The organism is Rhodococcus sp. P3_B8, from assembly GCF_056402775.1.
In genome coordinates this window covers 19,089-30,267 of record NZ_JBFUGT010000007.1, presented here as the reverse complement: position 1 = coordinate 30,267, position 11,179 = coordinate 19,089, and the positions used below count along the sequence as shown (strand labels likewise).

Annotated in this window: 11 protein-coding genes; 7 read left to right on the top strand and 4 right to left on the bottom strand. The window is 68.4% G+C overall.

Features of this window, described 5'->3' with window-relative positions; all coding sequences use genetic code 11:
- Complete coding sequence (locus AC1D1G_RS05040) at positions 1-1,701, top strand: tyrosine-protein kinase domain-containing protein (RefSeq protein WP_477951412.1); 1,701 nt, start codon at positions 1-3, stop codon at positions 1,699-1,701.
- Here AC1D1G_RS05040 and AC1D1G_RS05035 read toward each other — a convergent pair.
- Positions 1,666-2,184: an arsenate reductase/protein-tyrosine-phosphatase family protein gene (locus AC1D1G_RS05035; protein ID WP_283333470.1), complete on the bottom strand. Its 519-nt coding sequence runs from the start codon at positions 2,182-2,184 to the stop codon at positions 1,666-1,668. The two genes, AC1D1G_RS05040 and AC1D1G_RS05035, sit on opposite strands and share 36 nt — an antisense overlap.
- Positions 2,185-2,289: 105 nt before the next feature.
- On the opposite strand from AC1D1G_RS05035, the gene AC1D1G_RS05030 reads away from it, so the two are divergent.
- The 4 genes from AC1D1G_RS05030 (at position 2,290) to AC1D1G_RS05015 (ending at position 6,507) form a co-directional block, all read left to right on the top strand.
- Positions 2,290-3,612, top strand: coding sequence for a UDP-glucose dehydrogenase family protein (locus tag AC1D1G_RS05030; RefSeq protein WP_477951411.1), 1,323 nt, complete (start codon positions 2,290-2,292; stop codon positions 3,610-3,612).
- Between the two features lie 117 nt (positions 3,613-3,729).
- Positions 3,730-4,695 carry an esterase/lipase family protein gene (locus AC1D1G_RS05025; protein ID WP_477951410.1) on the top strand — a complete coding sequence of 322 codons (966 nt, stop codon included), beginning with the start codon at positions 3,730-3,732 and terminating at the stop codon, positions 4,693-4,695.
- A 115-nt stretch (positions 4,696-4,810) separates the two neighbouring features.
- Complete coding sequence (locus tag AC1D1G_RS05020) at positions 4,811-6,223, top strand: DUF7159 family protein (RefSeq protein WP_477951409.1); 1,413 nt, start codon at positions 4,811-4,813, stop codon at positions 6,221-6,223.
- 59 nt (positions 6,224-6,282) lie between these two features.
- A complete protein-coding gene (locus tag AC1D1G_RS05015) occupies positions 6,283-6,507 on the top strand; it encodes a hypothetical protein (protein WP_477951408.1) in 225 nt (74 codons plus the stop codon).
- Positions 6,508-6,518: 11 nt separating this feature from the next.
- Here the strand turns inward: AC1D1G_RS05015 and AC1D1G_RS05010 are convergent, their stop codons facing one another.
- Positions 6,519-7,814: a YibE/F family protein gene (locus AC1D1G_RS05010; RefSeq protein ID WP_477951407.1), complete on the bottom strand. Its 1,296-nt coding sequence runs from the start codon at positions 7,812-7,814 to the stop codon at positions 6,519-6,521.
- A gap of 511 nt (positions 7,815-8,325) precedes the next feature.
- Between AC1D1G_RS05010 and AC1D1G_RS05005 the strand changes: the two genes are divergently transcribed.
- Both AC1D1G_RS05005 and AC1D1G_RS05000 read left to right on the top strand, forming a co-directional pair.
- Positions 8,326-8,844 carry a hypothetical protein gene (locus tag AC1D1G_RS05005; RefSeq protein WP_061042200.1) on the top strand — a complete coding sequence of 173 codons (519 nt, stop codon included), beginning with the start codon at positions 8,326-8,328 and terminating at the stop codon, positions 8,842-8,844.
- 4 nt (positions 8,845-8,848) lie between these two features.
- Positions 8,849-10,030, top strand: a complete 1,182-nt coding sequence (locus tag AC1D1G_RS05000) for an MAB_1171c family putative transporter (protein WP_477951406.1) — start codon at positions 8,849-8,851, stop codon at positions 10,028-10,030.
- Here the strand turns inward: AC1D1G_RS05000 and AC1D1G_RS04995 are convergent.
- Both AC1D1G_RS04995 and AC1D1G_RS04990 read right to left on the bottom strand, forming a co-directional pair.
- Positions 10,021-10,461 (bottom strand): hypothetical protein, encoded by a 441-nt coding sequence (locus AC1D1G_RS04995; RefSeq protein WP_061042202.1) that lies wholly within the window; start codon positions 10,459-10,461, stop codon positions 10,021-10,023. The genes AC1D1G_RS05000 and AC1D1G_RS04995 overlap by 10 nt on opposite strands.
- Entirely contained in the window at positions 10,458-11,177 is a 720-nt protein-coding gene (locus tag AC1D1G_RS04990) for a helix-turn-helix domain-containing protein (RefSeq protein WP_061698345.1), read from the bottom strand. Before AC1D1G_RS04990 ends, AC1D1G_RS04995 begins: the two co-directional genes overlap by 4 nt.
- Between the last annotated feature and the right edge of the window lie 2 nt (positions 11,178-11,179).

The window sequence follows — 11,179 nt, the reverse complement described above, 5'->3', positions numbered from 1 at the left end:
ATGGAAATACAGGACTACCTGCGGATACTGCAAGCACGATGGAAAATCATCGCCGTGACGACCGTAGTTGCAATTCTCGGCGCGCTGGGAGCATCATTGCTCACCACGCCGATGTACGAGGCGTCGACCCGCATGTTCGTGTCCACGTCGTCCGGGGCATCAGTCAACGAGATATACCAAGGCAATCTGTTCTCGCAGCAGCGAGTGACGTCTTACACCAAGCTGCTCACCGGTGAGAATCTCGCGCAGCGAACCATCGACAAGCTCGGCCTCGACATGACGGCGCCCGCACTCGCATCGCAAGTGAAGGCCAGCTCGGCGCCGGACACGGTGCTGATCGACGTCAAGGTGCAGGATCCGTCGCCGGAACGCGCCCGCGACATCGCCAACGCCCTGTCCGACGAGTTCGTCGTCATGGCACGAGAATTGGAGACGCCCGAGCGTGGCGGCGCCCCGGCGGCGCGCGTCGTAGTCGAGCAGCAGGCTCAGACGCCGTCGGTGGCGGTCTCCCCGAAGCCCGAACGGAACCTGGCGCTGGGTGCAGCGGTGGGCTTGCTGCTCGGCCTCGCGCTGGCAGTCCTACGTGATCGCCTCGACAACACGGTCAAGGACCGGCGCACCGTCGAGGAGCTGGCCGGATCCGCACTGATCGGCACCATCCCGTTCGACAAGGAGCGGCAGACGCAGCAGGCCATCAACTTCGCCGAAGGCAACTCCTCGAGCGCCGAGTCCTACCGGGAACTGCGCACCAACCTCCAGTTCCTCGAGGTCGACAACCCGCCGCGGGTCATCGTCGTCACCAGTTCGCTGCCCACCGAGGGTAAAACCACCACCGCCATCAACATCGCGCTCGTGCTGGCGGAGGGCGGCCAGAACGTGTGCCTGGTCGAGGGTGACCTCCGCAAGCCGCGGGTGTCGAAGTACCTCGGTGTCGTCGGTTCCGTCGGTCTCAGCAGCGTCCTGGCCGGCAAGGCCGACCTCGACGCCGTGCTCCAGCCGACGCAGTACTCGGGTCTCACGGTGCTGGCGTCCGGACCGATCCCGCCGAACCCGAGTGAGCTCCTCGGAACGGAGACGGCCCGCCAGGTGCTGGCCGATCTGCGAGGCCGGTTCGACTACGTGATCGTCGACGCGTCACCGCTGCTGCCGGTCACCGACGCGACCGTGCTGACCGCGATGTCGGACGGCGCGCTGGTCATCGCACGGCACGCCGAAACCAAGCGGGATCAGCTGTCGCGGGCCGTGGGCAACCTGCACAGTGTGGGGGCAACCATCCTCGGAACGATCATCACGATGACGCCGAGCCGCGGACGGGGCGTCTACGAGTACAAGTACTACTACGAGACCGATAAGTCTCTGCCGCAGATGCAGCAGGCCGCCGTCGTGCAGCCTGCCGTGCAGCAGCAGCCCCCTCAACACCAGGCACCTCAGCAGCCGCAGCCGGCCCCGTACGTTCGCGACGAGTACCCGTCGCAGCAGTACGGTCCGAACGGGGGAGATCAGCAGGAAGTGCCCGCCTATCAGGGCGCCCCGGCCTACCAGGGCGACCAGGGTCAGCAGTGGCACGGCGGTCCCGACCACTACGGCAACGAGCAGCAGGCGGGCGCACCGGTGCCTCCCACACCGCGACGCACCCGCCGCTACCGCGACGACCAGGAAGCCTGGTCAGAGACGGACGCTCCGCGCGACCACACCCAGTAGATCGGCGATCTCGGACCCGATGGTGAGGAAGGTGTCCTCGTCCTGCCCCATCGGGTCCGGAACGTCCTCCGGGGTCTCGTCGGCCTTGTGTTTGGGACGTGCCGCAGCCAGGTCGGCCACCGACTTGGCATCCGCCGCCTCCGCGAGCCGAGCCGCCTCCCGGAGCGTGAACGTCTTCTTCAGCTGCTCCGGGGCCAGCGCCAGCACCTTCTCGCGCTGACGCTCGGTCATCGTCAACACCAGATCCGCGTCCGCCGCCAGATCGGCGGTGAGCATCCGCGCGGTGAAATCGCTCGGATTACCGCCGAGACCTTCGAGGACTTGCGCGGCCGTCGGTTCCATCGGGCGTCCGACCGCGGCGCGGGTACCTGCGCTTTCGGCAGTCAGATCGGTGATCCCGAGCTCCTCGGCGTATGCCACTGCGAGGCGCTCAGCCGTTGGGGAGCGACAGACGTTTCCGGTGCAGACGAAGAGAACATGCATGGGCGAAGCATAGGGTCTCGCCTCGCACCGTTCGTACACGCACTGTTGGCTTCGAACATCAGTCGGGTAAATATCGCGCTCACCTGCGCTGGTTATCAAGGGTGCATGCGCTGCACCGTGTTTGGAACCGGATACCTGGGAGCCACCCACGCCGCCTGTATGGCGGAACTGGGCCATGAGGTCCTGGGCGTCGACATCGATCCCGGAAAAGTGGCGAAACTCTCCTCCGGGGAGGTCCCGTTCTACGAGCCCGGGCTGGGGGAGGTTCTGCGCCGGAACATCGACGCCGGCCGACTGCACTTCACCACGTCGTACAGCGAGGCCGCCGAGTTCGCGGACCTCCACTTCCTCGGTGTCGGTACCCCGCAGAAGAAGGGGGAGTACGCCGCGGACCTGCGGCACGTGCACTCGGTGATCGACACCCTCGCGCCGCTGCTCGATCGTCCCGCCGTCATCGTCGGCAAGTCGACCGTTCCCGTCGGGACGGCGGCGGATCTGGGTGCGCGGGCCCGGGCACTCGCCCCGGCGGGGGACGCCGTGGAAGTGGCGTGGAATCCGGAATTCCTGCGGGAGGGCTTCGCCGTCGAGGACACCCTGCACCCCGACCGGATGGTGCTGGGTGTGGACCGGCAACGCCCCGGACGCGCGGAGGCCGAGTTGCGCGAACTGTATGCCCGCCTGCTCGGTGAGGACATTCCGTTCCTGGTCACCGACCTCGCCACCGCGGAACTGGTGAAGGTCTCGGCCAACGCGTTCCTCGCCACCAAGATCTCGTTCATCAACGCCATCTCCGAGGTGTGCGAGGCCACCGGCGCCGATGTCACCCAGCTTGCCGACGCCCTGGGATACGACGCGCGGATCGGCCGGCGATTCCTCAACGCCGGTCTCGGCTTCGGCGGCGGCTGCCTGCCCAAGGACATCCGCGCGTTCATGGCGCGGGCGGGTGAGCTGGGGGCGAACCAGGCCCTGCACTTTCTCCGGGAGGTCGACAGCATCAACATGCGGCGCCGCACCCGGATGGTGGAGTTGGCGGCGCAGGTGTGCGGAGGTTCGCTGCTCGGCGCCAACGTCGCCGTGCTCGGCGCGGCCTTCAAACCCGAATCCGACGACGTTCGCGACTCGCCGGCACTCAACGTGGCTGGGATGATGCAGTTGCACGGGGCGGTGGTCAGCGTCTACGACCCGAAAGCCCTGGACAACTCGCGCAGACTGTTCCCGACGCTGAACTATGCGACGTCGGCGGTCGAGGCATGTGGCAAGGCCGACGCAGTGCTGCTGCTCACCGAGTGGGCGGAGTTCGCGGCCCTGAAGCCGGAGGATCTGAACGAAGTGGTCCGGGCCCGGGTGATGGTCGACGGCCGCAACTGTCTCGACGCCGCGGACTGGCGCACCGCAGGGTGGGTCTATCGAGGTCTCGGGAGGGGATAGCGCGCTCGGATAACGGTTTGTGACCTTGCGGCGACCTGCGATAACGGGTTGACGATCTCCGCGCCCGGGAACATCGCGGGCGGTAGCGTCAGCCTCAATCGCAACGGAGGGCTGGCGATGTCGAAGGCACGTCACGGATCCCGACTCGCATTCCTCGCTGCCGTTGTCAGTATCTGTGCGCTCGGGGTCGCCCCGGCTCAGGCGGCGGAAGTACCGACCCTGCCGGGGCCGGCGCAATCCGACGCCGGCGCGGCCATCTCGTACGCGAAGCACCATCCGCATTCGGCGCCGCCCGGGACCAACGATTTCTCGTGCCGCCCCGGTCCCGCGCACCCTCACCCGGTGATCCTCGTGCACGGGAGCGACGGCAGTGCCTATTCGAACTGGGCCGGGTTGAGCCCGAAATTGAAAGACGCCGGCTACTGCGTGTTCGCCCTGAACTACGGACGGAAACCGGGCACCGAACACTTCGGGATGCAGACGATGACCGAGGGAGCGGCCGAACTCGAGGTGTTCGTCGACGACGTACTGGCCGCAACCGGTGCGGACGAGGTCGACCTGGTCGGGCACTCGCAGGGCGCGACGGTGGCCCGGTACTACATCAACAGGCTCGGCGGGGCCTCGCAGGTGAACCGCTGGGTCGGTCTCGCGTCGCCGTCCTACGGTGGAACGTTCTTTGGGATCGCCACGGCCCTGCAGACGCTGCCCGGCGGCAACGCACTGATCGAAGGGATCGGTTCGGAAGCGCTCGCCGAGCAGGTGCAGGGATCGCCGTTCCTCACCGCGCTCAACGCCGGCGGTGACACCGTCCCCGGCGTCGAATACACCACGATCGGCACGCGGTACGACGAGGTGATCCAGCCGTACACCAACGTCGCGCTGCACGATCCCGGTGCCACCAACATCCTCGTCCAGGACCTGTGCCCGCTCGATCAGACCGGACATTTCAACCTGCCCTACGACCCGTTCTCGCAGCAACTGGTCCTCAACACGCTCGATCCCGCACACGCGATCGTGCCGCCGTGCACGTTCGTGCCGCTGGGCACGGGCATCGCGGGAGTGATCATCGCGAGCAACTTCTGAGTTGCCTCCCGCCGAACGGTTGCTCGGTTGCCCCGTCGGACCGCTTCGCTAGACTGCGGGCCATGGAGTGGGGGGATTCCGGATCGAACCCGTGCACAGTCGAGTTAGGCGGCCCATGAGTTCGGTTCTAGGTGTGTCGGTCGGTGCGAGCGCGGTGCGCTTGGCACGACCCGACTCCGTGAACCGTGACGACGCCGGGAGCCGGCACGTCCCCGATTTCCGGGCCCAGGTCGTCGCCGCGGGGCGGGACCTGCCGGAGGAACTCGCCGCCGAATCGATCGGCGTCGTCCTCGCCGGGGCACCCGACGCCGGGCAGGTCCGCGCCACCGGGGTCGCCTACCGCGACGAAGCCCAGGCAGGCGCCGTCCAGGCGGCGATGGCCCGGCAGCAACTCGCCAACTACCAACTCGTCACCGAAGCGTCGGCGGCACTGAAGTTCCTCGACGTCTCGGGCGCCCTCGGCGACCATGCGACGCTCGTGTTCTACGACCTGGGCAGCGCCGGCCTCACCGTGAGTGTCGTCGACCGGGCGACGGGGGAGGTGGTGGAGACGGTCCGCACCGACACGGTGAGCGGCGACGTCTTCGACCGGCTGATCCGCGACAACCAGTTGGCGAACAAGCGGATCGAGGAGCCCGGCGACGCGGCCGCCGGGCTCGCGCTCGACCTCCGCTGTCGTGAGGCGAAGGAGCGGCTGTCCACCGGCGGCGCCGTCGCGGTGCCCGGTGACGGCGGGCTGCTGTTGCTGTCTCGCGACGTCTTCGACGCGCTGATCGGTGTCACCGTCGAATCCTCGGCACGCCTCGCCTGCGACGTCGTCACGAGGTCGGGACGAACCCCCGATGCCGTGGTGCTCATCGGCGGCGGTGCCCGCATTCCCCTCGTCCGGTCGGTGCTGCAGTCGTGGCTCGGGTTGCCGGTCGTGGTTCCCGATCACCCCGAACTCGTTGCGGCACAGGGTGCTGCGCTGCTCGCCCAGCAGGTGGTGCCGCCACCCGCCGAGGTCGCCAGGGTCCTCCCGCCGCCATACACGCCGCAGTCCGCACCGGACGCAGTCGTATCCACCTACCAGGCGCCGAGCGCGACCGTCGCACGAACCGGTGCGCCGTCGAGTACTCCGTCCTGGCTGAGCGCCGCGGCGCCGCCGCCGAGTCAGCAGGTGGCCAAGCCCCAGATCCGGGGGGCCGCGCTGGCGGGCAGCGCTCTCGCCGTGGTCGCGGTGATCGGTCTCGGGCTCGGGTACGGCAAGAACCTGCTGGCCCGCACCGAGGGCTCGTCTCAGCCGGTGACCACGCAACTCACCCCCGAGTCGCCGGTCATGACCGAGGTGGCCACGCCGTCGCCGACGACGCTCCCGCCCCCTCCGGCGTCCGAGGCCGTCGAAGCGCCGATCCAGACGGCCTCGCAGATCCGGATTCCCGAGCCGGCGCCCGCGCCCCCACCGCCCGTGCCGTTGTTCCCCGGTCTGCCGCAGATCCAGTTGCCGCCGCTCCAACTGCCCGAACTTCCCAGGTTCCCCGGAACGTAGTCGCCGCCGTTCTCCGGGCCTACGATGGGAATGGTTCCGGCGTAGAGAGGATGTGTGCAGTGACTGCAAATCCGGCGGAGTTCCACAGCACTCCCAACGTTCCCAGGTCCTCGGCGGCCTCGCCGGCAGACACGCGCCGGCTCGTCGCCTACTCCAAGCCGATCCTGAAGATGTTCCCGCCCACCAGCGAGCATGCGGCCAAAGTGACGATGCTGACCGTCTACGCGCTGATGATCATCGCCATCATCTTCATCGTCCTCCGGGAGTTCGGCGTCTTCAGCTAGCGGACGCCGCGCTACTTGGAGTGGCGGCCACCGCGTGACGGCTTGATCGCGGGCACCCTGTCGGAGGGACCCGCGCCGATCGGACGTGCCAACATCACCGCGATCGCGGTGGTCAGCGGAACCGACAGTGCCAGGGCGATGCCACCGACCGCCGAACGCACGATCTCGATGGCCACGGCATCACTGAGCAGCACGTCCTGGATCGACCGCCCCGCCACACTGAACAGCAACAGCAACGGCAACGCCCCGCCGGCGTACGCGAGGACGAGGGTGTAGACGGTGCTGGCGATGTGATCGCGACCGACGCGCATCGCCGAACCGAAGATCTGCCGCCGGGACGCGTCGCGGTCCAGCGACGCCAGTTCGAACGCCGACGCCGCCTGCGTGATGGTGACGTCGTTGAGCACACCCAGCGAGCCGATGATGAAGCCGGCGAGCAGGAGTCCGGTGATGCTGACGTGCTGTATGTACGTCTGGACGTTGGTGTTCTGCTCCTCGGAAAGCCCAGTGAGACGAGTCATCTCGATGGTGGCGTAGGAGAGGATCGCCGCCACCAGCATCGACGCGAGAGTGCCCAGCAACGCCGAACTCGTTCGCAGGGAGACACCGTGCGCGAGATACAGCACGGCATACAGGATCACGGCGCCGGAGACGAGGGCCACCGGGATCGCGGGTTGTCCGTCCAGCAGGGCCGGGAGCGTGAACAGGACGAGCACGCCGAACGAGACGACGATGCCGACGAGTGCCCGGAATCCGCGCCACCGCGCGACCGCGATCACGACGACGGCGAACGCGAGGGCAATGAGGGTGACGGGCAGGCCGCGGGCATAGTCCTCGAACGAATACTCCGTGGTGCCGTTCACGTCCGTCTGACGGGACAGCCGGATTTTCTCGCCCACCCGGAGGTCGGGCTGCCCGGGGCCGGGAATGATTTCGAGGAGCGTCTGGGTGCCGGTGTTGGGACCGGACTCGATGCCGACGATGCTGCGCTGGCACTCGTACGCGCCGGCGGGCGGCGGCAGCGGGGTGCCGGTGAAGACGCGTCCGGCCGACGGACTTCCGCAGTCGCCGATGTTCTGCATCGTGACCGTGCCCGACTCCGTGACGACCGCGCCGCCCTGGGCGCTCTGGAAGGGCTGTTCGACGTCGACGCCCGGCTTGCCGGGCCACAACGCGATGACGCCGATGAGCACCGCGACGCCGATGGCGACGAGGAGTCCGACGACCACCTTGGCGGCCACGGGCCCCATCGGGGCCGGTCCGTCGCTGTGGCCGTGGCCATGTCCGTGTCCGTGGAATTCGCTCATCGGCCGCATCGCGTCGGCTGCTGGGGGGATTGTCTCGGCACGCACGACAGGGTAGTCGGACGGTGACCGGAGGCGCTGTGACGGAAGTGGCGTGCGATGCCAGTGTTGCCACGCTGTCCGGCTCGTATTGCTCTCGTGTCGCTTATATGTCGCCGGTGTGATTAGATATCGGAGCATGGCACGCAGCAGCTAATCTGCAGCGAACGCCGAACTCCACGCAGGGTGGTCCGGAACTCCGAACGAGGGGTGTGTTCCGCGGACAGAGCCGCTGCGTGGAGAGATTTGCCGAGCTGGGTGGCGGGGTACAGGGGGGGTTGACCCCGCCACCAACCTGGCGCCCACAGGGGGGGGGGGGGGGGGGGGGGGCGACAGGTGCTCGAGGCACACGAGGTGCCGGTTGCCAATCTACCGACACGGTAGGGGTATTCGTCAACCGGGCAGGTGAAATCGCCCACATGTCGTGACCTCGTACCCCGACGGCCTAGGATTATGGCCGTTCGGAGGTGTTCCAGTGCGAATCTCGCGGCAGTCGCGATCCAGCAACCATCTTCGCCGGATCGTGGCGGAGATGGGTATTCCCGTGCCCTGGAACAGGGATCAGCTCGTCGCCGGCGTCGCGGCCCGTCGTGGGCGCCCGATTCACCTGGTCCCCGTCTCGCACGCCCTGGTCCAGGGCGGTCATTCCGGCCTCTGGCTCGCACGGGCCGAGGACGACGTGATCCTGTACGCAGCAGGGACGTCGGACGTGCACGCCACCCACATCATCTGCCACGAACTGGCGCACATGGAGCTCGGCCACGACCGCGACACGATCGGGGACACCTCCGTCGACTCGACGGTGTTGTCGGCGGCAGCGCCGACGGTCGACACCGCGCGCGTGGTCCACATGCTCGGCCGGTCCAACTATTCGAACGACCAGGAATACGAGGCGGAGCTTCTCGCCACCCTGATCATGGCGGGTCGTCGAGCGGGGACGAGCGACGACACCGTCGGTGACGCACGGGTGTCGCGGATGCTCGGAACGTTCTGACGCCGTGTACGAACCGCCCACCTATGTGAGCTGGCCGCTCCTCGCCGTGGTCTGGGGAACGACTCTCCTGCGCCTGGCTCTCGTCCGGTCGACGGTCGCCGAACGCCGGATGAACGCCGCCCTCGTCTTCGCGTCCCTCTCCCTGGTCCTGCAGCGATCACTGGCACAGACCTGGCTCGACCGCTGGTTCGGGTACGGGTTCGCGAACACCCTCAGCAACGTCTGCATCATCCTGACCGCGGCATCGCTGATCAGCCTGTTCTCCGCGTGGGCGCTCGGCCCGGCGCGCCTTCCCCGTATCCACGTCGTCTCGCTGTCGATGTGTGCCGTCGCGGGAGCGATCCTCATCGGCCTGAGCACACCGGCGCGATCACGCGGCGTCGCCATCGCCGACGAGGGTGGCTGGCCCTTCGCGGCGTACTGCATCACCTACGCGGTTCCGATCCTGTCCGTCGCCCTGCTCAACCTCTGGATCTCGCTGAAGGCCGTGCGCACCGCGACACCCGGACGCGAGCGCCGGGTGTTTCTCGCGGTCATCGCCCTGTCGTTGTTCGAGGTGTTCGACATGGGGGTCGTCGTGACGACGGGCGTGGTCAACGCGGTCAGCGAAGACAACGCCCTGACCGAATCGCACAGCGACTCGGGGGCGTTCATCCGCCTGCTCGTCGTGTCGGCGGGCGCGCTCATCTCGGTCGGACCGGTGGCGCGGGTGCTCGGTCACCGGCGGCGGTCGCGGCAGGTGGCCCGGCGTCTGCAACCGATGTGGCGGACCCTGACCGCCGCTGTGCCCGAAGTGGTCCTGGAACTGCGACCCGCGGATCGCCGGGCACTGTCGGCCCGGAGCCGCCTCGACCGCATGAGCGTCGAGATCCGCGACGCGATCATGATCCTCGACCGGCACGTGGTGTTCGAACTCGGCGGGCATACCGGCACCGCACCGCCCGTGGTCACGGCGACGCGGCTGCACCTCGCGTGCCTGGCCCGCAGGGCCGGTCACCGGGCGCACGGCACGGGCGGGACGGCCCACCTGTTCACGACCGACGTCGGCGGCGAACCGTGGGAGCTGGCCCGGCTGGCCGAGCACTGGCGGGACGCCGAGCACGTGGCGGCCGCACTGTGGGCGCGTCGCCTCCCTCAGTTCGGCGGCCCCGCCGACCCGTCGGCGCGCGTCCCCGCTCAGGTCTGACGGGGGTCCGGCGTCGCGACCGGCAGCGGTCCGTGACTCCGCCGCAGATTCTCCAGAAGGGGAATCAGCGATTCCATCTCCGCGGTGGTCGGCTCCGCGGACGCATCGAGCGATCGCATCGACAGGTGCCGGACGCCGGCCTCGCGGACCGCGATCTTGAAACGGACCAGCGTGTCGTAGTCGTGGTAGCCGTCGGCGGCGAGGTACTGCTCGGGGGCGTGGAAGTGCTGCGCGACCGCCCGCAACACGTCGGGCTCGGGCGCGTGATGATCGTTGCTGCGCAGGGACTCGATCTCGGACGGCTCGACGGGACGGCCGAGTATCCGCGACACTCCCGCGGCGACGGTGTCGTCACCCGGTTCGGGACCGTCGAGGTCGTGAGCCAGCGAGAAGAGGCGGTTGACCCGCACCGACAGTGGCACGCCGTTCATGCGTTCACCTCCGCGTCTCCGCTGCGTTCGGGATCCTCGGTGGCCACGAGTTTCACCGCGTCCTCCCATCGACGCCAGAAGCGCTCCCGGGTGGCCGCGTCGAGATCCTCTCCTCTGCCGTAGAGGAAGCGGCGATACCGCGCTTCCTCGAGTTCACGCGGGTCGGTGACCGTGGACGGTTCCTCCAGCAGGTGTCCGAACGCGAATTCCACCAGCGGTTGGCGCGGCCCGGCGGGTCCTCCGTTGACTTCCAGCAACCGCGTCACGTACGCGCCGGTGATCTTCGAGACAACCCGGCTCAGTTCCCCCGCTGCCTCGGCCAGCCCCGGAACGTCGGGATGCGCCACGCTCAGCTTGGTGATCTGGGTATGCGGCCCCAGGATCTCGATGATCGTGTCCAGATCCAGCGGAATCTCCGACGGCCCGAGCGTCAGCGGGCGCGCGGTCGGCGACCGGTCCTCCCCGTCGAGCGCCTCGAGCGGGGTCGGATGACCGCCGTCAAGGGTGCGAGCCGCGCTGCCCGGCGCCCACCGGAGCGCGACGTCCAGTTTGCGGAGGGTCTCGATGCTCGGATCCGGGCCGGTCCCGTTCTCGGCACGCGTCTGAGCTGCGTCGGACGGGCCACCCGCGGCCGTGACCTCGTCCTGTGTGAGGTTCAGCAAACGCCGTCGCCGGTGGACGAATTGTCCGAAACGCGCGCGGGTGCTGGTGACCATGC

Excerpts from the sequence above, each read along its gene's own strand:
- AC1D1G_RS05030 (WP_477951411.1), top strand. The coding sequence starts at position 2,290 with ATGCGCTGCACCGTGTTTGGAACCGGATACCTGGGAGCCACCCACGCC.
- AC1D1G_RS04995 (WP_061042202.1), bottom strand. The coding sequence starts at position 10,461 with ATGAACGGCGTGCCACTGTCGGTGCGGGTCAACCGCCTCTTCTCGCTG.
- AC1D1G_RS04990 (WP_061698345.1), bottom strand. The coding sequence starts at position 11,177 with ATGGTCACCAGCACCCGCGCGCGTTTCGGACAATTCGTCCACCGGCGA.
- AC1D1G_RS05020 (WP_477951409.1), top strand. The coding sequence starts at position 4,811 with ATGAGTTCGGTTCTAGGTGTGTCGGTCGGTGCGAGCGCGGTGCGCTTG.
- AC1D1G_RS05035 (WP_283333470.1), bottom strand. The coding sequence starts at position 2,184 with ATGCATGTTCTCTTCGTCTGCACCGGAAACGTCTGTCGCTCCCCAACG.
- AC1D1G_RS05040 (WP_477951412.1), top strand. The coding sequence starts at position 1 with ATGGAAATACAGGACTACCTGCGGATACTGCAAGCACGATGGAAAATC.
- AC1D1G_RS05025 (WP_477951410.1), top strand. The coding sequence starts at position 3,730 with ATGTCGAAGGCACGTCACGGATCCCGACTCGCATTCCTCGCTGCCGTT.
- AC1D1G_RS05010 (WP_477951407.1), bottom strand. The coding sequence starts at position 7,814 with ATGAGCGAATTCCACGGACACGGACATGGCCACGGCCACAGCGACGGA.